24 protein-coding genes are annotated in these 25,175 nt (G+C 32.1%); 5 read left to right on the top strand and 19 right to left on the bottom strand.

Annotated features, from left to right (window positions below; all coding sequences use genetic code 11):
* Positions 1 to 35 precede the first annotated feature (35 nt).
* The 3 genes from ACHRVL_RS10130 (at position 36) to ACHRVL_RS10120 (ending at position 2,798) form a co-directional block, all read left to right on the top strand.
* On the top strand, positions 36 to 908 hold the full coding sequence (locus tag ACHRVL_RS10130; RefSeq protein WP_395412368.1) for an AraC family transcriptional regulator: 873 nt from the start codon (positions 36 to 38) through the stop codon (positions 906 to 908).
* Positions 909 to 1,012: 104 nt separating this feature from the next.
* On the top strand, positions 1,013 to 2,377 hold the full coding sequence (locus tag ACHRVL_RS10125) for an amidohydrolase (RefSeq protein ID WP_395412365.1): 1,365 nt from the start codon (positions 1,013 to 1,015) through the stop codon (positions 2,375 to 2,377).
* Between the two features lie 259 nt (positions 2,378 to 2,636).
* A complete protein-coding gene (locus ACHRVL_RS10120) occupies positions 2,637 to 2,798 on the top strand; it encodes a DUF1328 family protein (protein WP_089055742.1) in 162 nt (53 codons plus the stop codon).
* A gap of 81 nt (positions 2,799 to 2,879) precedes the next feature.
* Here ACHRVL_RS10120 and ACHRVL_RS10115 read toward each other — a convergent pair whose 3' ends face one another.
* From ACHRVL_RS10115 to ACHRVL_RS10060, 12 genes are all read right to left on the bottom strand, one after another.
* Positions 2,880 to 3,509, bottom strand: coding sequence for an MCP four helix bundle domain-containing protein (locus tag ACHRVL_RS10115; protein WP_395412363.1), 630 nt, complete (start codon positions 3,507 to 3,509; stop codon positions 2,880 to 2,882).
* A gap of 108 nt (positions 3,510 to 3,617) precedes the next feature.
* Complete coding sequence (locus ACHRVL_RS10110; RefSeq protein WP_395412361.1) at positions 3,618 to 4,070, bottom strand: hypothetical protein; 453 nt, start codon at positions 4,068 to 4,070, stop codon at positions 3,618 to 3,620.
* 139 nt (positions 4,071 to 4,209) lie between these two features.
* Positions 4,210 to 5,934 (bottom strand): sodium:solute symporter, encoded by a 1,725-nt coding sequence (locus ACHRVL_RS10105; protein WP_395412360.1) that lies wholly within the window; start codon positions 5,932 to 5,934, stop codon positions 4,210 to 4,212.
* A gap of 121 nt (positions 5,935 to 6,055) precedes the next feature.
* Positions 6,056 to 8,587, bottom strand: coding sequence for a PIG-L family deacetylase (locus tag ACHRVL_RS10100; protein WP_395412358.1), 2,532 nt, complete (start codon positions 8,585 to 8,587; stop codon positions 6,056 to 6,058).
* 162 nt (positions 8,588 to 8,749) lie between these two features.
* Positions 8,750 to 9,277, bottom strand: a complete 528-nt coding sequence (locus ACHRVL_RS10095; protein WP_395412356.1) for a hypothetical protein — start codon at positions 9,275 to 9,277, stop codon at positions 8,750 to 8,752.
* Between the two features lie 189 nt (positions 9,278 to 9,466).
* Positions 9,467 to 11,299 (bottom strand): hypothetical protein, encoded by a 1,833-nt coding sequence (locus tag ACHRVL_RS10090; RefSeq protein ID WP_395412354.1) that lies wholly within the window; start codon positions 11,297 to 11,299, stop codon positions 9,467 to 9,469.
* An 87-nt stretch (positions 11,300 to 11,386) separates the two neighbouring features.
* Positions 11,387 to 12,487 carry an AI-2E family transporter gene (locus ACHRVL_RS10085; protein WP_395412352.1) on the bottom strand — a complete coding sequence of 367 codons (1,101 nt, stop codon included), beginning with the start codon at positions 12,485 to 12,487 and terminating at the stop codon, positions 11,387 to 11,389.
* Between the two features lie 110 nt (positions 12,488 to 12,597).
* Positions 12,598 to 13,128 carry a mechanosensitive ion channel domain-containing protein gene (locus ACHRVL_RS10080; RefSeq protein ID WP_395412350.1) on the bottom strand — a complete coding sequence of 177 codons (531 nt, stop codon included), beginning with the start codon at positions 13,126 to 13,128 and terminating at the stop codon, positions 12,598 to 12,600.
* Positions 13,129 to 13,139: 11 nt separating this feature from the next.
* Entirely contained in the window at positions 13,140 to 13,724 is a 585-nt protein-coding gene (locus tag ACHRVL_RS10075; protein WP_395412348.1) for a Maf-like protein, read from the bottom strand.
* Positions 13,717 to 14,643, bottom strand: a complete 927-nt coding sequence (locus ACHRVL_RS10070; protein ID WP_395412346.1) for a geranylgeranylglycerol-phosphate geranylgeranyltransferase — start codon at positions 14,641 to 14,643, stop codon at positions 13,717 to 13,719. Before ACHRVL_RS10070 ends, ACHRVL_RS10075 begins: the two co-directional genes overlap by 8 nt.
* Before the next feature lie 147 nt (positions 14,644 to 14,790).
* On the bottom strand, positions 14,791 to 15,318 hold the full coding sequence (locus ACHRVL_RS10065) for a KdsC family phosphatase (protein ID WP_395412344.1): 528 nt from the start codon (positions 15,316 to 15,318) through the stop codon (positions 14,791 to 14,793).
* Entirely contained in the window at positions 15,302 to 16,063 is a 762-nt protein-coding gene (locus ACHRVL_RS10060; RefSeq protein WP_395412341.1) for a Rossmann-like and DUF2520 domain-containing protein, read from the bottom strand. The genes ACHRVL_RS10065 and ACHRVL_RS10060 overlap by 17 nt, the downstream gene beginning before the upstream one ends.
* 181 nt (positions 16,064 to 16,244) lie before the next feature.
* Here ACHRVL_RS10060 and ACHRVL_RS10055 point away from each other — a divergent pair, with 181 nt between their 5' ends.
* Positions 16,245 to 17,195 (top strand): hypothetical protein, encoded by a 951-nt coding sequence (locus ACHRVL_RS10055; RefSeq protein WP_395412339.1) that lies wholly within the window; start codon positions 16,245 to 16,247, stop codon positions 17,193 to 17,195.
* Positions 17,196 to 17,479: 284 nt separating this feature from the next.
* On the top strand, positions 17,480 to 20,698 hold the full coding sequence (gene ccsA / locus ACHRVL_RS10050; RefSeq protein WP_395412338.1) for a cytochrome c biogenesis protein CcsA: 3,219 nt from the start codon (positions 17,480 to 17,482) through the stop codon (positions 20,696 to 20,698).
* A gap of 53 nt (positions 20,699 to 20,751) precedes the next feature.
* Here ccsA and arsB read toward each other — a convergent pair whose 3' ends face one another.
* From arsB to ACHRVL_RS10015, 7 genes are all read right to left on the bottom strand, one after another.
* Positions 20,752 to 21,840: an ACR3 family arsenite efflux transporter gene (arsB, locus tag ACHRVL_RS10045; protein ID WP_395412335.1), complete on the bottom strand. Its 1,089-nt coding sequence runs from the start codon at positions 21,838 to 21,840 to the stop codon at positions 20,752 to 20,754.
* 5 nt (positions 21,841 to 21,845) lie between these two features.
* Complete coding sequence (locus ACHRVL_RS10040) at positions 21,846 to 22,463, bottom strand: low molecular weight phosphatase family protein (protein WP_395412333.1); 618 nt, start codon at positions 22,461 to 22,463, stop codon at positions 21,846 to 21,848.
* A 20-nt stretch (positions 22,464 to 22,483) separates the two neighbouring features.
* Complete coding sequence (locus ACHRVL_RS10035; RefSeq protein ID WP_395412331.1) at positions 22,484 to 22,957, bottom strand: DUF6428 family protein; 474 nt, start codon at positions 22,955 to 22,957, stop codon at positions 22,484 to 22,486.
* A 60-nt stretch (positions 22,958 to 23,017) separates the two neighbouring features.
* On the bottom strand, positions 23,018 to 23,584 hold the full coding sequence (locus ACHRVL_RS10030) for a hypothetical protein (protein WP_395412328.1): 567 nt from the start codon (positions 23,582 to 23,584) through the stop codon (positions 23,018 to 23,020).
* Position 23,585: 1 nt separating this feature from the next.
* The gene (locus tag ACHRVL_RS10025; protein ID WP_395412327.1) at positions 23,586 to 23,912 is read right to left on the bottom strand and encodes an ArsR/SmtB family transcription factor; all 327 of its coding nucleotides are present in this window, start codon (positions 23,910 to 23,912) and stop codon (positions 23,586 to 23,588) included.
* Positions 23,913 to 23,999: 87 nt separating this feature from the next.
* Complete coding sequence (locus ACHRVL_RS10020; RefSeq protein WP_395412325.1) at positions 24,000 to 24,725, bottom strand: DUF3667 domain-containing protein; 726 nt, start codon at positions 24,723 to 24,725, stop codon at positions 24,000 to 24,002.
* A gap of 52 nt (positions 24,726 to 24,777) precedes the next feature.
* Positions 24,778 to 25,158, bottom strand: coding sequence for a DoxX family protein (locus tag ACHRVL_RS10015; protein WP_395412323.1), 381 nt, complete (start codon positions 25,156 to 25,158; stop codon positions 24,778 to 24,780).
* Positions 25,159 to 25,175 lie beyond the last annotated feature (17 nt).

Genomic DNA, 25,175 nt, shown 5'->3' with positions numbered 1-25,175 from the left:
TATTTTTGAAAATCTATTACTAACAGCATTATCCTTTGACAAAACATCCAATTCCCGTTTTATCCGTTGGCAATATACTTGGAGAAGAAACTTTAGGTATTACTTTGTTTCGTCATAGTGCAAAAGGACGAAATGCATTTGAACAGCCGCATAAACACGATTTTCACCTTGTGTTTTTTGTTGAGAAAGGGTCAGGAATGCACAATGTCGATTTTACGCAGTATACAGTCAATGATTATCAAGTGTATTTTGTGAGGCAGGGGCAAGTTCACAATTGGCTGTTAAACGTTGATACAATTGGTTTTCAGCTTATGCTTTCGCCAGAAATTGTTAATGCATTTTCTAATTTATCAGCGTTTCCTTTTTTTGAACAAAATGTCCCTTCCTGTCTTTCTGTAACCCAAGAACAGTTTGAAGGTTTAAAAAATCATTTGAATGAAATTGAACAAATTTTACCTGATAATGATTTAAGCACAAAAGAAATTGTATTACTTCGATTGCATTTATTACTTAAAGTATTACAAAAGAATTATTTAATACAATTTCCACAGCACAATTCATCTACTAAGCCGGAAAAAATGATTAAAAAATTCAATTCTTTGATAGACAATCATTTCAATGAAGAATTCTCGGTTAACTTTTATGCCGATAAGTTAAATATTACTCCCAATTATCTCAATATACTTTCTCAGAGATACTTAAAATCTCCTGCGGGAGATATTATAAAAGAGCGAACAATACTAGAAGCAAAACGTTTGCTTACGAGTACAGATTTATCTATTAAAGAAATCGCTTATCAGCTTGGCTTTAATGACAATGGCTATTTCTCTAAAGTTTTTAAAAAGTACACAGGGAAAACACCTGGTGATTTTAAAGAAAGTTATAATTTTTACCATCCTTATCCGTAATATTACAGTTGCGGTTTTAATTTCTAAACGATTTTTGCATATTCATATATTCTAGCAATTTTAGAGTATATTCTAAAATCGTACTAAAAAACAAATCATAACTTATGGAAGATAATATAATCAGTAGGAAAAAATTCTTAGGATTGGGAGCTGCTGCAACTGGAGCAGCTTTATTCTCTGGAATTGCTGGAAATGCGGCATCGCTGCCTGAAGAAACTAAAGAAAAAGTTTTGGGAGAATATCTATTGACTAATGTACGCCTAGAAGAAGGTTTTAATTACAACGAAAAAAACGAAGTTATTTCGACTAAAACGGGTTTGTATAATTTGCATATTGCTAATGGAAAGATTAAAAGTATTACTTTAGATAAACCTGCTTTAAAGCTTAAAAATGTTGATGCTAAAGGTATGCTTATGCTTCCTGGATTACGAGATATGCACATTCATATTGATAAAACGTACTACGGCGGAACTTGGAATGCTGCACCTAGAAAAGGATATACGGTAAAAGATATGATAACGCTCGAGCAGAAGATAATTCCGCAATTATTGCCAGACTCTCAGCGTAAAGCCGAAGAAGCGATTAAACTAATGCAAAGTCAAGGAAGTTTCTTTGCTCGCTGCCAATGTAATATTGATCCTGTAAGCGGATTAAAAAGTTTGGAACATTTACTAGCCGCATTGGATAATAATAAAGATAGTTTTGGCTGGGAAATTGTTGCTTTTCCGCAGCACGGAATTTTGTACTCGAAATCAGAGCCTTTATTAAGAGAAGCTGCTGCAATGGGAGTTGATTTTATTGGCGGTCTTGATCCTACAACAGTTGATGGCAACATGGAAAAATCGCTTGATACTATGTTTCAAATTGCCATTGATACAAATAAAGGGATAGACATACATTTGCATGAATCACCACCGTCTGGTCAAGCAGCGATTGAATATATTATAAAGAAAACCGAGGAAAACAAACAATTACAAGGAAAAACATACATCAGTCATGGTTTTGCGCTTGCAAGAATGGATCCAAAAGATCTTGAAAGAATTGCAGAACAAATGGGGAATCTTGGAATAGGAGTAGTGTCGACAATTCCGATTGGGAGAACAATTATGCCAATTCCGACATTGAAAAAATACGGGGTTAAATTAATGACTGGAACGGATAGTATTGTTGATCATTGGCAGCCTTTTGGCACGTGTGATATGCTCGAAAAGGCAAAATTATGCGCTCAATTATACGGCTGGACAGATGAGTTTGGTTTAAGTCGTGCGCTTCACATTGCAACAACTGATGAAGTATTGCCTTTAAACGATTCTGGAACTCGCGTTTGGCCTGCAGAAAATAATGATGCCAATTTTATTCTTGTAAAAGCAAGCTGCTCTGCCGAAGCTGTAGCTCGTCTGCCTAAAAGAGAAGGCGTATTTTATAAAGGTAAAATGATTTATGGAGGGACTGAGTTTTTGAAAAGCTAAGTTTCACTGGATATTATTTCTAACAAAAATATAGAACTCCCAATTTTAAAGAATTGGGAGTTTTTTTTGGAGAAAAATGAATTTACAAGTTTGTTAATTAAGTCTTTAACCTTAATTATGAAAGTAATTCATAAAATTATATAACAGAAAAATCTTTCTTTTTAATGAATTTTGATAAATCAGTTTGATTAACTCATGTATCACTTGAGTAGAATAGGTGAGAAGCAAACAAAATCGATATTAACTAAAATTATTTATTATGTTACGATGGACAGTCATATTTATTATTCTGGCAATTATTGCAGGAATATTTGGTTTTGGCGGAATTGCCGCTGGAGCCGCTAGTATAGCAAAAATTTTATTTTTTATATTTCTCGTATTATTTGTTATTTCGCTGGTTAGCGGACGAAAAAGTGTTTAGAAGCTTAGCTTAAACAACAAAACCACTCTGAATAAAAGTGCAGAGTGGTTTTGTTTAATAATTACAAATAGCTTTTATATCTTAGTTTAAACTTGGCGGTTCAGGAATTTTAATTGTTCTTTTAATTTTTTTGACAATAAGAAGATAACAGGTAACTCCGCCTAAAATTATAAGCAACGCAATTTGAAGCTGACCAAGACTATTGTTTTTACTATACATTGCATTAGCGTTTGCTAATTGTGATTTTCCTTCTTGAATCTGAATTTGCGACAATGATTCAAGTGTTTTTAAAGCTTCTGCACTTGACACAGCAATTTTATTCCAATCTTTATTCTCGACTTGTTTATTGATCTCTTTACAAGATTTTAAAAATGTATCAAAATGCTGTTTTTCCTTATTTGTTAGAACCGTTCTGGCATACAAATCATCAATGTTATGAATGATATTCAGCGTGTGTATAATTTCATTCTTCTTAATATTGTCACTTAAGTCCAGTTTTTCCGCTTCTGCCTTTATAAAATGAAGTTCCTTTGAATATTGAAAAATATAATGCGCTACAACCAATCGATCATTGTAAATGGCATTGATATGTTTGTTTACATTTTTAGAATTTTGCAGCGTATTAAAATTTCCAAGTAAAATTAGCAGCATTACGATCAGCAAAACAAAGGCTGCTTTGGTTTTATTACTGTACTTCTTAAGGTCTTTCATGAAAAAGCTTTTAATCGACTAATTTACAAAATTTAATATGGTATTTTAGCAATATTGCAATTAGTTTATTTCCTGATTCTTGATTACAGCTAAAAATTGAAAATGGATTTAGTTTAAAACTGCACACCAAAATGTCCAAATAATAAAAACGATCTGCAGCGGGATTCTAAACCACAAATACGAAATTCCATTTCCATTGTAAGTTCCTTTTTGATAATCTATATGTTTTATAGCCGCATAAATGTTAGCAGGAAGTAAAACGATAAAGAATATAATTAATATCCAGCCGGAATAAACTCTCGTTGAAGAAATCAAAAGACATATTCCTAATACAATTTCGACTATCCCAGTTATGTAAACCAACTCTGTTCGAAATGGAATTTTTTCAGGAAGCATCATTACCATTCCTTTTGTAAAAACAAAATGTGCTATTGCCGTAAAACACAACATTACACACATTGCTATTCTTGCTGCCATTGGCATATCGTATTGATTTGTGAGGAATTTAAAAGTGAAAATTGAAACTAAAAAAACAAGAATCAGAACAATTAATGGTTTCATTTTTAGTGATTTGAAGGTTTTTTCAAAGATAAAAGATTTTATGTAAATGTTTAAAAACCATTTAGAATTTAAAAAAAGATCTTTGTAAAAGTTTAAAACTTCAACAAAGATCTTCTAAAATACTTAAGTCAAAAAAATGTTATTCTAAAATCATCTTATCATTATCTGTTTTCCCTCTAAAGAATAAAAACTGCATAATCAATGACAATAATATCGTTAGGATAGCTCCAATAAAATTAAGCCATAAATAACCTAATTTTTCCTGTGTATAAATCATGAAATAATAAATAACAAAAATGGTTAACTGGCTAATGATAGCACTGTAAAACATAGGTTTTGCCTTAACACGACGTAAATAGAATCCAACTAAAAATATTCCTAGAACGGTGCCATAAAATATTGATCCAATTATATTTACAAGCTGAATCAAATTCTCAAACAGAGTTCCAACGCAAGCAAAAAGGATCGCTATAATTCCCCAAAATAGTGTAAAGAATTTAGTCGCATTTAGATAATGTTTTTCAGATTTCTCTGTTTTGAGATTTCTTTTATAAATATCTATTGCTGTTGTCGATGCCAAAGCAGTTAACCCTGAAGCTGTTGATGACATTGCAGCAGATAAAATAACGGCTAATAATAAACCGATTAATCCTTTTGGTAAATAGTGCAATATGAAGTGAAAAAACACGTAATCTTTATCGTTTGTTTCACTGCGGCTATCTGCTCTCGAAATAATTTCTTTGGCACGGTCACGTAAATCTTTTTCTTTATTTGACAGCGTCACCAATTCTTTACGCAGAATCGGATTATCATAATCCTGATTTAACTGATCGATGTACAATAAATTAATTACTTTTTTATCTTCCGAAAGCTTACTAAGCTTTTTCTCCAAAACATGATATTCTTCTTTAAAAGGCGATTTTTCAATTACTGTTTTGTTATTTGGATTAAAATTTAAAGGAACTGGATTGAATTGAAAAAACACAAAAACCATAACTCCTGTGAGCAGGATAAAAAACTGCATTGGAACTTTTAAAAGACCGTTCATGATTAATCCCATTTGGCTTTCACGAATCGATTTACCTGATAAATATCGTCCAACCTGCGATTGATCTGTACCAAAATAGGCAAGGGCTAAGAAAAAACCTCCAGTAATACCACTCCAAAAAGTGTATTTTTCCTCAGGATCAAACGAAAAATCAACAATATTCATTTTATCGTTTGCACCAGCGATATGCAGAGCGCTGTTAAATGTCATATCATTTGGCAGATAATGTAAAATCAGGAAAAATGTAATAAACATACCCGACATAATCACAAACATTTGCTGTTTCTGTGTAACGTTTACAGCTTTTGTTCCACCCGAAAATGTGTAAATAATAACTAAAACCCCAATAATAATGTTCATCACGGTAAGATTCCAACCCAAAAGTGCCGAGAGGATAATTGCTGGTGCATAAATGGTAAGTCCAGTTCCTAATCCTCTTTGAACAAGGAATAAAATGGCTGCAAGTGAACGTGTTTTTACATCAAAACGTTTTTCAAGAAACTCGTAAGCGGTAAAAACTTTGTTTTTATGATAGAGCGGAATAAAAGTAACGCATATTACTATCATTGCAATTGGCAGTCCAAAATAGAACTGTACAAAACCCATTCCGTCATGATAAGCCTGTCCAGGAGTCGATAAAAAAGTAATGGCACTGGCTTGTGTCGCCATAACCGAAAGTCCTACAGTGTACCAAGGCGTTTCGTTATTACCTAGAATAAAGTCTTCAACATTTTTACTTCCTTTGGTTTTCCAAGAACCATATCCAACTATGAATAAAAGTGTTACAATAAGTACGATCCAATCAAATAGCTGCATAGGTTATGAATATAATTGCATGATTAAGAAAAATATTAAAATATAAATGGCATTAGCAACCAAAACATAGGTGTAGCTTTTTTTCCATTTTTTTACTTTTTTAGCTTCCATATTTTCGTTTTTATTGCTTAATATCTTGTTTAGGAGCTTCTATTGGCTGTTTCAGCGAAATCATATTAGATAATAATCTATAGGCTCCTGCAACACCTTCAGGTAATTCTCTAAAGAAACTTAAACCGGTGTAAATATAATATCCTTTTCCGTATGGCGCTACTAATAGAGCACCCTCTTTAGCCGATTCTCCTTTATCATGTGAAGAGATAATAGGAGTAAAGGCAGGATCATATTGATTTGGGTAGTACAAGCCTTGCTCTTGTGTCCAGCCTTCAAAATCTTTTGATGAAATTTTGTTTGGGGTATTTAAAACAGGATGATTTGGTGCTAAGAATGTAACTTTTGCATTTTCTTCTGTTACTCGGTCGTATGATAATTTTAACGGATAGGGTGCAATTTTATCCGTTACCAATTGTCCATTTGTATTGTATTGAACAATCATATTTTTACCGCTTTTTACAAAATTGAATAAGATACTTTGTTTATTTGCCAAAGCATTTACGGTATTGTAAGCACGAACTCCTGTAATAACAACATTAAATGAATCTAATTTTTCTGGTGTGATTTCTTCAGGTTTTAAGATCGTTACTTTATACCCCATTTGAGAAAGACTTTCAGGAACTTCATCACCTGCGCCCATTATATAAGCAATGGCATCTCCTGAAGTTTTTAAATCAATTCGTATTGCTTTTGAGTCGGCTGATTTTAGAACCATTTGTTTTGTAATATGGCTGAAATCAATAATTGTTTCTGCTTTATCAAAACGTTTATTATCAATAGTAACAATACTTTGCGCTGTAGTTTCCTCAGGATTTACAGGAGGTGTAACTTCGAAATAAAAAATATGTTCGTTTCCTTTTTTATCTAAAGTAAACGGAATTTGTTTTGGAACTACATTCCAGCTTTTTGGCAATTCCAATTGTAAATTTCCTTTAACATTATCTTTTCCTGCGCGAACTTTTACGGGAACCATCTTACTGTTAGTATCTCTAAAAACAAGTACTTTTTCTAAAATTGAAGTGGTAACGTCTGGCACAACATCAAGAAAGTTATACATTTCGCCTTTTACGCTGTCATTGTATTTGTAAATAACGGTACGCTCAAACGGAATTTCGACACCTTCAATTTTTATCGTAAAAACAACTTTTACATTTCTAATAATATCTGGAATTCCAATGTTTTCCTGATTAGAAACGGTATACATTCCAACGGTTGCTTTTTCTTTTAACCAATAAGGCTGTGTGTATTCAATATTTTCTGGCAGCTTTGTTTGAAGAATAAACTTTTGATTGCTGTTGTTTTTTAAAACACTATTTTGAATAGTTATTTTATTGTCTGGCAATGAAGTAACACTTATGAGCTGCATGTTTACTGGAGATCTGTTTATTGCCTCTAAACTAAGTTTTACAATGCTTCCCGGAGTGGCTTCCTGCTCACTCGCAACGGCTTCTAAGTATAAACCTGCGCAAGATGCGATAATATTTTTTACAGCTTCAGATTTTAAATTCTTCCAATGATCGTCGTTTAAAGCTTCAATCATGGTGTAGGCTTTTACTAAATCTGGTATGCTCGCTGATGGATTACTAAAATCGTACTTGGCAATAATTGTCGATATCAAATCACCAATTGGTTTTCCGTTTTTAACACGATTCCAAGTAGTATCGATTCCATCAAAAACATTGTTTTTATCTAATCCGTTTTCCCCTTTAATTACTTCTAAATACTCTGTTTCTTCACCACGAACACCAGTACTTCCAAAACCTTGCGATTGATGACGGCTTCTGCTCAATGCGGCTATTTCTTGATTTGATTTTCCTAATCCAGTATAATATACACCCGTTTCTAATTTTGCAAAATTAGATTTGTTAGCAGCATCAAATTTTTCCTGGCTTCCATAAAACCACCACGACGGATTAAAGTATAGTCTTTTTACCTGCCAAGGCGAAACAAATTTTAACTGTTCAGGATATACTTTTGAATCGTTTGTTAGATTATAACTCTCAACGCTCAGCATTGCAGATGACGTATGATGTCCGTGGGTTGTTCCTGGTGAACGATGATCAAATCGATTAATTATTACATCCGGCTGAAATTTTCTAATGGTCCATATAACATCAGCCAAGACCTTTTCTTTATCCCAAATTTGTAAAGTTTCATCAGGGTTTTTTGAAAAGCCAAAGTCATTTGCTCTAGAAAAAAACTGTTCGCCGCCGTCCATTTTTCGGGCTTCAATAAGTTCTTGAGTTCGTATTACACCAAGTAACTCACGTAATTGCGGGCCAATTAAATTCTGACCGCCATCTCCTCTTGTCAGCGACAAATACCCAGTTCTTGCATTTACTTCGTTTGCAAAATAAGAAATCAAACGAGTATTTTCATCATCAGGATGTGCAGCAACATATAAAACAGATCCTAAAAAGTTTAATTTTTTGATTTGATTATAAATTTCAATCGCGTTTGGTTTTTGTGGCTGCTGTGCAAATGCGATGTTAAAACCTATTAAAAAAAATAGAATTAGTCGAACTGGAGTTTTTATCATGCTTGGTTAATTGGTTTTTTAATAGACTCAAAAATAGTAATTAAATTATGGAACAGTATTTAAATGAAATGTTAATGTTTAGTTATTGAAAACTAATTAGATACTGTTTAAACATGCAAAAAGAGCGTATTAATCAGGATTAATGCGCTCTTTTATAGTTATTTATCTTCTTCCGCGACCTTCGTGGCGATCGTCATCATCATCTCTATCATGTTTTCCATGATGTTTGTTGTAATGTTTATCATAATGTTTGTCGTAGTGCTTGTAATTTCTATTATCATTACGACGATCATTGTAACCATAAACTGGTCTAGGTTTATAAGGTCTTTGTGGTGCACCGCAATATCCTTTATAGTATTTTACTTTGTGTCGATCAAAATAAGTGTAAGGAGTTCTTCCGTGATAATCTGTCAAAACTACTTTGTAACCTCCGTATAAATCATAGTTTCTGTACTGTCTAGGTAAATAAGTTGTTCTGACCCATCTTCCGCCTCCAAAATAGATGAACTGCGAAGCTCTAACATCATAATAAGCCTCAATATCTGGCAAATAGTAATACTCCATATCTGCATATCCTGCTGGTCCCCAAGCTGGCGGATTACCTATGTTAACGTTTATTGATACCTGAGCTTGTGTGGCATTTGCAATCAAAAGGAATAATCCGGCGATTGCTATTTTCATTGTTTTCATCTTTTCTAAAGTTTAATTGTTAATCTTGTTTAAGGATTTTCATATACCGTGCCAAAAATAAAAACATGATACCGTTTGTCGGATAAAATATACTTTTTAACGAGTGAATTAGTCTTAGAAAACTCGTAATACATTGATTTTTAAACCAAAAATAAAACACAAAAAAAAGTAAAAAAAAATGAGGTCTATCTATTTATAATCGACAATTCTTGGTTTTGCAAGTTCAAAACTTTGAAGTCCATAATCTGTAGTTTCAAATGTATTTGTTTTAAAAACATTGTCTCCTTGATTTGGAATACTTGGATAATAAGATAATGAGAGCTGAAAGGAACTGAAAACTAAATAATCATTACTTATTAATAATCCCAAAGTAATTTTAGAATAAGGTTTACTTCTTAACATTGCATTATCTGGACTTCCTAAAACTGCTATCGAATAGTTGAAAAATGGATTTAAACGGAAACCTAAAATAGAATGCGGCGAGTAGGTTTGAGTTTGAAGTGATAAAACAGCTTTGCTCGTTCCGTAAATAGCACTATTAAATCCTGCTAAACCATTCTGCTCGTTTATATTTAGTTCATCTCCAATGATATTCTCGCGGTTTACACCAATAACGACCTTTGGATTCACAAACTGTCTTAATTTCCAGTTTCCTATAGTGAACAATTTGGTAAAGTAATTAGACTCTAATAAAAAGGCCGTTTCGTAAGTTTTTGATTGATGAAAAAAAGTTCCAGCTTCAAAATTCATGCTTAAAAAACCCAATCTGTAGTAGTTTCCAAATGAAAATTGTGCACCGGCATAAGGTCTCCAAAAGGTATTTTTGTATTGATATCCCAAAGTAATGCCATAAATACGACCAATTGGGACATCCTCTGTTTGTCCGTTTCTAAAAATATAACTGTCTTTTATAAATTTACGTCTATTCAATCCAATACCCGTTAAAAGCAGTTTTTGATCTGAATAGAAATTTGTTGGATCATAAACTTCTGAAGGTGTCTCGGTAAAATCCACATTTAAAAAACGTGCCGCTACAATTAGATTTGTAATTGCTTTATTTTCATCTTCAAAAACTTTCGTGGCGTGACCTCCCCATAAATCTTGAAAATTATATTTAAAGGGCTGATACGCATAAGTCAAATCAGGAGCCTGCAGTGTATCTTTCCTGAAGTTCTGCCCAATATAAACGCCGCCTGCCCATTTAGTCAAAGGAGAATAGAAATCACGTTCAATATCTATTGATTTGCTGTAATTGTTATCGAGATCCATGTTGTAATGCAAGGCGGCTCCAATATACGTATTCTTAATATTAGGAATAGTGTACGTGGCATCATTACCATTTCGACCATCATCAAATCGATTAGTGTATCGATATTCCAATTGCTGTCCCGAACCAAAAAAATCTTTCTCTTTAATACCTACTGACATTTGATTGCTAGATATTGAAAATCTTGGAATGGTGCTCCATGAATCTAAAACCCTGATGGTAACATCAACAGAATCTGCTGCCATACCAACTGCCTTATTTGAAATTCTGACTGCCGTAACATATCTCTGCGATCGTATTAAACGCTCTGTTTCCTGAACTTTATAGCTGTCATAAACTGTGTTTTTTCTAAATAGCAACAGGTTCTTTATGGCAATTTTTTTTGTTTTTAAGTGAAGTCGATTTCCTGTACGTTCTCCCCAGTTTTTTGGCATCACAGTAGAATCAACTACAGAATGTCCAAACGGATCTAATGTAATGATGTTGATTTTTCGAATAATTTTTCCATCAAAATTTGTGGTATCATTCGACACAAGGAGCTCCTCTTTTTTTCTAGGTTTCTTTGCTCTGAATATAAGCTTATGTAAGGTTTTGGTGAACTTGTTCTTCTTAGAATAATTTCGAATTCGATTGTATATTTCGGTAGTGTCTTTTTTAGTTTTTGTCTTTTCCTTTAAAGTATCTGACTGAGCATAAATGCTTTGCAAACTAAAGCATAACAAAATAAAAACTACTATCTTTTTATTTAGAAACATTCAGATATTTTTAAACTTACTTTTTTACTGATTTTTATATGAATATAAGATAAATAATACGAACATTTTTAAAATTGACAGCTTATTTTAATTGACAGCTTTGGTTTTTCGAACTCGCCAGGTGAATTTTTTAGGCATATGATTACCCATAACATACCCCCAAGGTTCTAGTGATTCTATACGATCGAAGATAATTTTTAAAATTGCAAGAAGCGGAATTGCTAAAAACATTCCAGAAATTCCAGCCGCTGTACCTCCAATAATAATTCCGATAATAGAAACAAAAGCATTTATTTCGACTTTTGAATTAATAATTAAAGGCACGAGCAAATTGTTGTCAATTAGTTGAACAATTAGGTTTACGATCAAAATTCCAACAACTAATGATACTTCGGCAGAACCAGTTAAAGAGGCAAGAATCGTAATTAAACCTGCAATTGCAATTCCGATGTAAGGAATCAGGTTTAAAATACCTGTTATTAATCCTAAAAGAATGAAATACTTTACACCAATAATCCAGAGTCCCAAACTGGTAAGTACCGAAACTACAATCATTTCAAAAATCAGACTTACAATATAATTATTGATTGAAACTTTTATCTGAGTAAGAATATCTTTTAATGCAGCGTGATTTTCTTTGTTGATTAGTTTGGCTAAAAAAAGTATAAAATGATCTTTATAGAGCAGAAATAGAAACGTATAAATTGGAATAATAGTGCAGTCTACTAGTAGATCACTTATAGAAATTATTGCTGATCCTAAAGTAGCATTTCCGTTTTTAACTGAATCTTTGGTTACGTTATCTAAATACTTTTTCTGCTCGCCAATACTTACATGAAAATTATCTTTTATAAACTTGTGAATTTCAGTTAGAAAAGAGTTGGCATTCTTTTTAATCGTATCAAAATCATTTGCCATATTCGTAACTTGATAGGAAATGAAAACCAAAATTCCGACTATAAACAACAGGAAAATTAATACACAAATTATAGCCGCAAAATGCCGCGGAAACTTCAATTTAGTATTTAATATTGTAAAAATTGGGAGTAATAAAACAGCAAATAAAAATGCCATGAATACTGGTGTAAGAATATCTTTTGCAATGCAAAAAATATAAGCAAGTGCAATTAGACTTACTAATATACAAGAGAGTTTTGCATAGAATGGCAGTTTTATTGTTGGAATCATTTGGAGAGATTTTATAGTGAAAGGTTAATAAGTTAAACAAATATTGCCATTTATTTAACATTTTACGTTCCAGCTTTTTAGTTAAGCCTTATAAAATTCCCATTCAAATTTTAATCAAAAAATTCCTTTTCTTCATATTGTGTAGGCATAATCGAAATACCTTTTTGAAGAAGCAGGTTGTTAGGAAAAATAATTTTTTCTCCTTCTTTAGTCTTTAGATTCACATGGAAAGCGCTGATATCCTCAATTTCAGCTTCGATAGGAAAATCTTTATCGTGTATTTTAATAGTATCTCCAATTCGGAATGGAAACGAAAAAAACAAAATCATTCCCGAAGTAATGTTGCTTAAAATAGACCATTGTGCAAAAAAAGCAACGCCAATTACTGTTGCAATAGATGAAACTGTAAAAAGTATATCTTTTGTTTCAACACCCCAAATTACAATCAAACTTATTACAACAAGTACATTCATTAACACATGAGTATATTTAATTGCCAAATTTGTTCTGTGCTCCAATAGCTGACTGCTGCTGGCAAAACGCCGAATTAATTTTGCCACAATAATACGTACTGCTACTAATAATAAAAGAACAATTACGGTAGCAATAATTTCTTCGCTATACTCTTTAAAAGAAAACATATCTATTTTTTTTACACTAAAGTACTCAAATATTCATAAACTTTGGCCGTTGGCAGTCCCATAACATTCGTATAAGAACCTTCAACTTTTGCAACTGCCATAAAACCAAACCATTCCTGAATTCCATAAGCACCAGCTTTATCATAAGGTTTATAGTTTTCTATGTAATATAAAATGGCTTCATCTGATAAATCTGCGAAAGTTACTTTTGTAACATCATTAATAAGAGTAGAAGATAACTTGGTTTTAAAACAAACCGATGTAAACACTTCATGTGTTGCATTCGACATTGATTTTATCATTTGAAAAGCATCTTCTGCATTTTTTGGTTTCCCCAATGCTTTATTGTCATGCCAAACAATAGTGTCGCTTGTAACCAAGATCTCATTATCATTTAATTCTCCATCAAAAGCATCTGCCTTTAATTGTGCCAGATAATCTGTAATTTCAACTGCTTTCAGCTCTGGCGGATAGATTTCTTCAATTTCTTTTAAACGAATTTGAAAATCAAGATCTAAATCTTTAAAAAACTGCTGTCTGCGCGGCGATCCCGAAGCAAGAATTAAACTGTATTTTTTAAGCTTTTCTTTAAGCATTGTATTTGATATTTAAACTAATGATGAGAATTGATAAAATTCCGAAGAACAAAATAAATTTTAAAACAGTACTTAAATGCTGAAAATCCTTTTTTGACTTGGCGCTGAATACTTTTACAATAAAATAAAGTAATGGCGCTAGAACAAAAGCAAATGCATAAAAAGTAACAATATAAAGATGGTTTTGAACGAAATAGGTATTGATGTAAAGCAACGATAAAATAAACGGAATTATAGCACAACCTAATGCGATTTTAGCTGCTCTGCTAATACCTATTGCAATTGGTAAAGTATTCATTCCTTGATTATAATCGCCATTTACATCTTCAATATCTTTAACTATCTCGCGAATAAAATTAATCATAAAAGCAAACAAAGCGTAGTCTATTAAAATCGAAAATAAACTAGCCATTTGCGCTTGGTTTTCTGAATTTACGGCTGGAAAAAGATCAAAGATTCCAATAATAAGAACACTTACAGAAAGGAGTGCGGCAACAACAAAATTGCCCAAAATCATAATTTGCTTTAAAGTTGTCGCATAAAAATAGAGTAGTGCAGCTATTAAAATAAAAAGTGATGCAAAACTAGGGCGCAGAATAATATTTGACAACAAAAAACCTATCGCAACACCGCTAATATTAAGTCCAATATAAATATTATATGCTGCAGTTTCTGAAATTCCTTTTCCAACAACCACATCATTTGGCTTATTTATAGTATCTGTTGCAACATCGTAAATATTGTTTATTACATAACCTGCAGCAGCCAATAAAACTGTACTTAAAATCAAAAGTCCGTATTGCCAGTCAGATAAAGCCAACGGAATATCCTGTTGTTTTAAAAAAGCATAACGAAATAAAACCTGCATAAAAGCAAGCATTAGTAGATTTTTATATCGAATGAGTTTTAGGTATTTCATTTTTTGAGGTTCTGAGTGGCTAAGATGCTAAATTCTAAGTTTTTTTAAAGGTTCAAAGAGGCAGAGAGGCAAAGGTTCAGCGGTTTTATTACCCCTAAACTGTGACTGAATACCGCGGCTGCAAACTGAACACTAAAAAACTGAGCACTAATCATGCTTCCCATTAAAATACTCCATCCATTTCCCTTGTACTTTCATAACTTGCTCAATAACGTCACGTGCAGCACCTTTTCCGCCTTTTACGTGCGAAATGTAACGACAGATATTTTTAATTTCGGGAACTGCATCTTGCGGAGAGGCTGGTAAACCTACTAATTTCATTACATGAAAATCCGGAATATCATCTCCCATGTATAAAACCTGTTCTGGTTTGATGTTATTCGCTTCTGTATACTCTTTAAATGTTTTAACTTTATCAGGAGTTCCTAAATGAATATTGGTAATTCCTAAATTTTGAAGTCTCACTCGAACGCCTTCGTTACTTCCGCCAGAAATAATACAAACATTATAACCGCTTTCTACGGCAGCTTTCATAGCATAACCATCACGAATATTCATTGTGCGAAGAATTTCTCCCTCAGTGGTTACAAAAACGGAACTGTCTGTAAGTACGCCATCAACATCAAAAATAAATGTTGTAATGTCGTTCATCATTTCTTTATAACTTTTTGCCATTATTCTCTATAGATTGTGTTAGTATTTTATAAATATTCTTTTGATTCTCATTTGTTATAAACTCCAAATGTGCATTTGTTGTTACTGAATCTCGGCGTTTTGCAGGTCCAGTTTGGGCATCAATCGGATCAAGGGTTTTAATTTTATCGGCAGTTTCCTGAATTAAAGGCTTCAAAACTTCAAACGGAACATGATGTTCGTCACAGATTTCTTTTCCTATTTGATACAGATGATTCGTGAAATTATTAACGAAAACAGCGGCTACATGCAGCGCTTTTCGCTGTTCTGAACTAATTGCAAAAACAGCTTTTGAAATACATTTCGCGGCATTATCTAAGACTGTATAATCTTCTTCATTTTCAGCTTCTAAACAAATCGGGATTATAGAAAAATCAACCTCTTTACTTTTAGAAAAAGTCTGCAGCGGATAAAAAACACCTTTTCTGTTTTTGGAATCTAAAATATCAATTGAAGTAGTACCGGAAGTATGAACAACTAATTGATTTTTAAAAGGTAATTGCTTTGAAACTTCAGAAATCGCATTATCAGAAACTGAAATAATACATAAATCTGTTTCTTTTAAAGCCGAAAATTCGGTTACAATTTTTTCTGAATTAATAATAGAATTCAAGGCTTCTTTTTTTCTAGAAAATATCTGTACAATTTCAACAAGATTACTTGCAGAGAACGCTTTTATTAAATGCTGAGCAACATTTCCAGAACCAATTATCGTTATTCGAATCATAAGGACAAAATTAGTATTTTTTTTTAAAGCAAGTGTGAAGTATTGAATTAGTTGATTCTGTTGATAATTTAAGTTTTACCGTTTAATTAGTCAAACAGCTTTTTTTTTTGTAAAAAAAAGGTTGTTAATATTTCAGTTATAATTTATAGTTTTGTTAAAACTAATTTTAATAATTTATTTAATGAAAAAAATAACTACAATTATATCCTTACTTATCACGACGGTCGCTTTTTCACAACAAATAGGTGATGGGTATGCGCCTATTTTAAATGATTTTACAATCCCAATAAAATCGGGAGTTTACAGTGGACTGGATGTAACTTACGGTGCAACTCCAGATCCTTATGGATGGCAGCATTTCTTCGTTATACGTCAGGGAAATCCTAATTATAATTTTCAATTGCAAATTGCATCATCTTTTTTGGAAAACGATAGATTATTTTTTAGAAAACTAGATGCTAGTACATTAGCTCCAAAAAATCCTACCTGGTTGGAGTTAGCAACCCGAGGAACAAATACTTTCACTGGAAATCAGGTTTTTAACGGCAAAATAGGAATTGGTATTCAACCAGCAGCTTTCTTGGAAATTTATACGCCAATACAAACAAAAGGAACTTATGATTCTCAAAAATGGAACTCTGGGAATCCAGGCTTTAATCTTACACTACAAACAACTTGGAGTGATAATGGAATTTGGCATGAGTTTATCCAAAGATATAATAATATAGATTATAAGTCTCTAGTTTTTTATGGTGGAAATGTAGGAATTGGCACTTCAACTCCAAATAATAAACTAGACGTAAATGGAACAATACATTCGAAAGAAGTAAAGGTAGATATGATAGGCTGGTCTGATTTTGTTTTTAAAAAAGACTATACTTTACCAACACTTGCAGAAGTTGAAAGGCATATCAATAAAAAAGGGCACTTGGAGAATATTCCAAGTGAGGAAGAAGTCCTTAAAAATGGTATTAATTTGGGAGAAATGAATGCTAAACTTTTACAAAAAATTGAAGAATTGACATTATACTCCATACAACAAAGTAAAGAAATTGAAGAACTAAAAAAAGAGAATAAATTCTTTCAAAAACTATCTGAAAGACTTTCTAAAATAGAACAAAAGCTTAAGTAACTTATATATAACAAAGTTTTGCCACACACAACACCCATTAGAATGGTTTTCGCTCCTCACAATTTTTGATAATAGAATAAAGAATTGGTCTAAATCCTTAGATCTCCAGCAGATAAAATACCAAATAATCTGCAGTTGCTATTTTGTAAAACTAAGCGTACATTTTTATTAATATGATTAAATTTCAGGCTCTTTATTTGGTTTTTATTAACAAAATAGCCCTACTGCTAATCAACATTTTTAAGTACTTTTGTGGCACTTTTATACAATGTAATTCCTTAAAAATGGATAAAAAAATATTCTCTTTTTTGTTTTCTACACGATTAATGGCCGTTCTTTTTTTAGCATTTGCAATCGCAATGGGTATTGGAACTTTTATCGAAAGTAAGTATAATACCGATACTGCCAGAATTTTAATTTACAATACATGGTGGTTTGAAGCTATAATGGCGGTTTTCATGATTAACTTCTTCGGAAATATCAAACGTTATCAATTATTAAAAAAAGAAAAATGGGCAACTTTATTGCTTCATCTTGCTTTCGTTTTTATTCTTTTAGGTGCTTTTATTACTCGATATATTAGTTACGAAGGGATGATGCCTATTCGTGAAGGCGCAGCCGAGAATCAAATTTATTCAGACAAAACATTTATAACCGTTTTTGCTGATGGTGAATATAAAGGTGAAATGAAACGCAGGGTTTTTGATAAAAGTCTTTTGCTATCTCCTGTAACCAATAACGATTTTACACTTTCAGGTAAATTTGACGAAACTCCTTTTGAAGTAAGTTATGTAAACTATATCATGGGAGCAAAAGAAATGATAAAACCAGACCCTAAAGGAACACTTTACTTAAAGTTAGTTGAAGCTGGAGCCGGCGGACGTGAAGAGCATTTCTTGAAAGATGGTGAAGTACAAAACATTCACAACGTATTATTTGCTTTAAATAAACCAACTGACGGTGCAATCAATATTAATACAACTGGTGAGCAATATACCATTCAAACTCCATTTGAAGGAGAATTTATGAGAATGGCTGATAAATTAAAAGGTGCTGTAACTAAAGATAATGTACAGCCTTTAATGATGCGTTCTTTATATAGTATTGGCGACATTCGAATTGTGTTTCCAGATCCAGCCATTAAAGGTGTTGTTGATTACGAATCTAGCAACGACTTCAAAGCAAAATCTCATACAGACGCTTTAATTGTAAAAGTAAAAGCTGACGGTGAAGAAAAAGAAGTTAGGCTTTTAGGTTCTAAAGGAAGTACTGGAGAGCCTCAAACTGTAAAAATTGGAAAAATAGAATACAGCTTATTCTTCGGCAGTAAAGCTTATGTTTTACCTTTTAAAGTAAGATTGAACGATTTTATCGCTACGAAATATCCAGGAACAGAAAAAAGTTATTCCGCTTTTGAAAGTAAAGTAACCGTTTTAGATTCTACAGAAACCTTTGATGCTGATATTTATATGAATCACGTTTTAGATCATAAAGGATATCGTTTTTTCCAATCTTCATTTGATCCAGATGAAAAAGGAACAGTTTTATCTGTAAACCATGATTTTTGGGGAACTTCAATTACTTATTTTGGCTACTTTATGTTATATCTAGGATTAATGGCAATTATGTTTACCAAACATTCTCGTTTTGCTGATTTGAAACGCAAATTAGAAGTTGTAAAAAAGAAAAAAGAAAAATTTATCACGATCTTAGTTTTAATGATTAGTTTGAGTGGTTTTGCTCAAGCACCTCATGTTCATACACCAGGTGACAATCACAATCACAATCATAATCATACAGCAGATCCAAATGATCATGCAAATCATGTAACAGCTCCACCAAGTAAAAAGCAATTAGACTCTTTATTGTCTATTTACAAAGCACCAGCAGCGCATGCCGCAAAATTTGGGCGTTTGATTATTCAAGATGCCGGAGGTAGAATGAAACCTGTTAATACTTTCTCTTCAGAATTACTAAGGAAAGTAAGCCATGACGATACTTATAACGGAATGAACTCCGATCAGGTATTATTGTCTATGACGCAATATGCACAAGTTTGGATTCAGGTTCCTATAATCTATATCAAATCTGGAAATGACAGTATTCGTAAAATTATTGGAGTAGATAAAGAAGCAAAAGCGGTTGCATTTGTTAACTTTTTTGATGCAAACGGAAACTACAAACTTTCTCCTTATTTAGATGCGGCTTATAAGGCGGCAAATCCAAATAGCTTTGAGAAAGATTTTATTGAAACGGATAAAAAAGTAAATTTAATGGAATCTGCTTTAAGCGGAAGCATTTTGAAAATTTTCCCTGTCCCAAATGATCCAAACCATAAATGGGTTTCTTATTTAGAACGTGAAAATGCAGGTTTAAAAGGAATGGATTCTACTTATGTAAAGCAAATTTTACCACTTTATTTTAGCGCATTAAATAATGCTTCTATTTCTAAGAATTGGGATACTGCCGATCAATTAGTAGAAAGTCTTAATGGTTTTCAAAAGAAATTTGGTGCTAAAGTTCGTCCAAGCGAACAAAAAATTGATGCCGAAATTGCATACAATAAATATGATGTTTTTAAAGTATTGCCTTATTGGTACATCACAGTGGCGAGCTTTATGTTTATATTTATTATTGTCAATATTTTCTTTGAAAAAAAATGGCTTCGTATTACAATAAACGCATTCCATATCATGGTGGGCTTGCTATTCGCTCTTCATACATTAGGATTAATAGCGCGTTGGTATATTTCTGGTCACGCACCTTGGAGTAATGCTTACGAATCTATTGTATATGTAGCTTGGTCAACAATGTTCTTTGGTTTGGCTTTTGATAGAAAATCGAAACTTACTGTTGCTTCATCTACATTTGTTACAGCTATGATTTTGATGGCGGCATATATGAACTGGATTGATCCAGAAATTGCAAACTTACAGCCAGTTCTTAACTCGTATTGGTTAATGATTCACGTTGCAGTTATTGTAGGTAGTTATGGTCCAACTGCATTAGGAATGATTTTAGGTTTTGTAGCATTAGTATTGATTTTCTTTACAACTGAGAAAAACAAAGCTAAAATGGAATTAAACATTAAAGAGATAACTTATATCAACGAAATGTCTTTAACTATTGGTCTTATCATGTTGACGATTGGAAACTTTCTAGGTGGACAATGGGCAAACGAAAGTTGGGGACGTTACTGGGGATGGGATCCAAAAGAAACTTGGGCTTTAATTTCTATCATGCTTTATGCGTTTGTAATTCATGCTCGATTTGTTCCAGCTTTACGCGGAAAATGGTTCTTTAATTTGATGAGTATGTTTGCGTTTGTTTCTATTTTATTTACTTACTATGGAGTAAACTTCCATTTAGTTGGTCTGCATTCCTACGCAAGCGGAGAAGCGCACTCATTAAGTTGGGTTTATTATTGCTTAGGTACAATTTCTGTAATTGGAGCAATAACATATCCAAAATACCGCAAATATTATAAAACCAAGAAAAAATAATAAGCAAAAAAAAGGTTCAACTTATAGTTGAACCTTTTTTATTAAAATAAATTCTAAATTTTATTTAGAGTTTTATTTCCTTTTAGGAAATACTTTTTTTGGAACCAAAATGCAACATTTACTAATGCAATTAAAGCAGGAACTTCAACTAATGGACCAATTACTCCTGTAAATGCCTGTCCGCTGTTAATTCCAAATACACCAATTGAAACCGCAATAGCAAGTTCAAAATTATTCCCTGTAGCGGTAAATGCAATTGCTGTACTTTTAGAATAATCTGCTCCAAAATATTTTCCAATGAAAAAACTCAAAACGAACATCAATACAAAATAAATTGCCAAAGGAACAGCAATACGTAAAACATCCATTGGAATTCTAACTATTAATTCTCCTTTTAAGCTAAACATTACAATAATTGTCAACAAAAGAGAAATTAAAGTAATAGGAGAAATAAATGGTATGAATTTATTTTGAAACCATTCTTCATTTTTAATTCCTATTAAAGCGTAACGACTAACAATTCCTAATGCAAACGGTATACCCAAATAAATCCCGACACTTTCAGCAATTTCACCAATACCAATAGAAACATTAAAACCTGTATAACCAAAAACAGGAGGTAAGATTGTTATGAAAACAAAAGCATAAAAACTATACAGTAAAACCTGAAAAATACTATTAAGTGCAATTAATCCCGCGGCATATTCTCTATCGCCATCGGCCAAATCATTCCAAACTACTACCATTGCAATACAGCGCGCCAGCCCAATCAAAATTAAACCAACCATATATTCTGGATATCCATTCAAAAATACTAATGCCAATACGAACATTAAGATTGGGCCTATTATCCAGTTTAAAAATAAGGATGCTATGAGAACTTTACTATTTGTAAAAACATTTTTAAGACGTTCGTATTTAACTTTTGCTAAAGGAGGGTACATCATTAAAATTAATCCTATGGCCAACGGGATATTTGTCGTTCCTGTAGAAAATGAATTGATTACGTTTTTACTTGAAGGGATAAAATATCCTACAGAAACTCCAATGGCCATTGCAAGAAAAATCCAAAGCGTTAGACAACGATCCAAGAATCCTAGACGTTTCCTTTCGTTTATAGGAAAACAATTATTTATTGACATAAAAATTATTTAATTTGAGAAAAAACATAAAACATTTCTGTTGCAATTTGCAGACTTCTTTCACTGTATTTTTCGTCCTGCTGTGGTGAATTGTCAAAAGCTTTCGGATCTTCAAAAGTAATAGAAATACGCTTTTCAGCTCCACCTATAAATGGGCAGCCGCCATCAGCTTGAGAACAAGTCATTATTGCGGCAAAACCATTTTCAGGATTAAAATCATCATCATAAGTTTTTGAAAATCCGATTACAGGATTCTCATTTGATGCAAATTTTATGAAATAAACAGGATTATCGTCTTGTGATAATGTTTTAATTCTAAATCCCGTTTTCTTCAAAGTTTCAGCTACTTTAGGAAACAAAGCAGTTGCTTCGGTGCCGCCCGAATAACAATTTACATTCGGAATATTATAATAGAAAGCTGCTGTCTGTGCCCAAACTTGTGATAAATGACTTCTTCTTGAATTATGCGTGCAGATTAAATTTAATCTGATCTCCAGATTATTTTTATTTTTAAATTGAATAAAATCAATTAATGGCTGCAGAACAATTTTACGTTCTGCAGTAATACTTTGAAAATCAAAAGTCAAAATAAGTTTCTCAATTTCAGGAAATAAAACATTCATACTATCACTTAATTAAATGATTAACAGCATCCATTTCCAGGAGTACAAGAATTTGAATTATCAGGACTTAATTGCGTTAGATTCAGCTTCGTTTTTTCAGTTGGAATTCCGCATTGATCTTGTGCCAAGCAAGCTGTTTGCTTATTCAGCAGTAAGAAATCTTTTCCATTAAAACTTAAGTCATATTTTCCAATTGTATTGTCTTGATATTCTACTTCAATTTCAAAATCTGGAATGTTCAGCACTTTTTCTGAAAGTTCTATAATATGCATTAGTTTTTTCGGCTTTAACCTATGCTCAAAATCATTTGCATCCCAAAGCTGAAAGTTTACTACAGTTTCATTTCGTACAACACCTCCGCAGTCTATAAAGTTTTTAGTGATCAAACCAACTTCGGTTACATGAAAATGTTCAGGAACAAAAGTTCCGTTTGGTAATTGAAAATTTACTGTTTCAACAGTATTTAAAATTGTTTTAATTTCTGAAAGTTTCATAGTTTTTATATTTAAATTATCTTATTGCAATATTGCGATATTGTTGTTTTAAAAAAAAGCTTAACAGCAATTGAAGCGAAGCTTTTTGAATAAAAGATTAAACTTTGCATTGCACACTAGTACATGCAGCAAGGCGATTAAAATAGCACCTGGTAAAAGATTTATGGCAATCATTTTGAAAAGACTATAATTTTCAAAGCTCTGAAAATTATCATGTAAGATCATACCATCATTTGTTAATTCAACTTTAATAACCAGAAAGACTGCAATACTTGCAAAATGAAAACCATTAACCAAAAGATGCAGAATATATTCCCAACGAGGTAATCCTCCCATGAACTCACGACTGTTTTTTTCTACATATGCATCTATAATCAATGTGATTACATCAATAAGAATTAGCAGTAATCCAATAAGAAAGAGCCTGTTGTTTTCTATACCAATATAAAGAGTATAAAGAATTCCCGAAAACAAAAATGCTCTTATACTATGTGTAAAATGTTCGAACTTGCTTGATTCTTGTTCGTGCAATCTATATTTAAAAAGATGTAGATAAACACCATCAAAAAGTGCTAAAGCCGAATAACTAATTAGTAAAATACTTGAGAGTATAAAAGCCATTTCCATACTAGCAGCATTTTTGTTTAGTTACACCCAATATAATTGCAGAAAAGTAGTTTTTCAATACATCAAAAGTCTTTTCATCGATACAATAGCAAATTGCGTTTCCTTCGATAGTTCCTTTTATTAATCCTGCATTCTTCAATTCTTTCAAATGCTGAGAAACTGTTGGCTGTGCAAGAGGGAGTTCGTTTACAATGTCTCCGCAAATACAAGTATTAACTTTTAGTAAATATTCTATTATTGCCACTCTTGCTGGATGTCCTAAAGCTTTTGCAATTGTCGCGATCTGATTTTGGCTCTCAGTAAAATGATCTGTTTTAGTTGCTCCCAATTTTTATATATTAATATTGCAATATTACGATATAAATTTCAAAAAAAGCATTTTTTATGCTTTTTTTGTATAAAAAATAAAAACGAGTTATTTTAAAACCATTTGCACGACTAAAATTACAATAAGGTAAAAGATGGTCAAAAAAATTAAATGACTCAATACAGACAAGAAGAAAGCTTTGATTTTTTTCATTTTATTGAAAAATTCAATATTTGTCCAAAAAATGAGCAAAAGGTCAATTACGTATAAAACCTCGGCAATTATAGAAATTTTTGGATTTCCATTAAAATAGCATAAAAGCGGAAATGTAACAATATGAACAAATAATCGTTGAGAAGCTTTGAAGGTATTAAGAACAAAATATTCTACAAAATTATACCCTTGTTTTCTAAAACAAATATAAGTCCCAATAGTATAAATAGGTATTGTGGCGATTGTAATCCAAGAAAAGTGCGTTGCCATCCACTCATTAAACCTATCATAGTCTATAACAGTTTCATTGTTTCCTGGATATAAATTAATATCAAAATAGTGAAACATGAATCCATAAAGTGTCGCTAAAACTACAACTAAAGATAAAGGCTTAAAATGTTTTGCACGTTTTCCTTCAATAAATTCACGTATTGAATTTCCGGGCCTGGTAAATAATTCTTTAAAAGAGTACAATACACCTTTATCAAAATGAAATAATCCGTGCTGAATATCATGCCATAAAAAATGTATATTAATTTTATGTGTTTCAGCACTTTGCCCGCAGTTATTACAATAATCTCCCTTAAAAACCTGATGACAGTTTTTACAAATTATCTCCATACTTTACAATATCAATTTAGATGTTAAAAAATTACGATTAGCTGTAAACAGATTAGTTTTTCTTTTTCAAACCATCTGGAAACATAATTGCCAAAAGAACGCAAATTAATAAAAAATTATATTCCACTCCGTTTCTTCCGCCGCCAACAACAAACCAGCCCTCTTGAAAGTGAACTAAAACAATTCCCATAATAAGAATAAATATGGTAACAAAACCAGCTGCTCTAACATATTTGTTTAAAATTAAAAGTATAGCAGCCACAATATGAGAAAGTTTGATTGACCAAGCTAAAAACAATCCAAAAGGAGCGAAGCCAATTTGATTTAAATACAAATTTCCAAAGTCATTAATTCCGTTATTAAAAATTCCAAAAACAGAATGGGTTAGGAGTATAACAGCAACAGCAATTCGTAAAAGTATTAGTCCTTTCATAAATTTAATTTTGGATT

Origin of the sequence: Flavobacterium sp. FlaQc-28 (assembly GCF_044007415.1) — a bacterium.
In the GTDB taxonomy this organism is placed as follows: domain Bacteria; phylum Bacteroidota; class Bacteroidia; order Flavobacteriales; family Flavobacteriaceae; genus Flavobacterium.
Note: the sequence above shows the minus strand (reverse complement) of the source record. Positions and strands in the feature narration are given on the sequence as shown.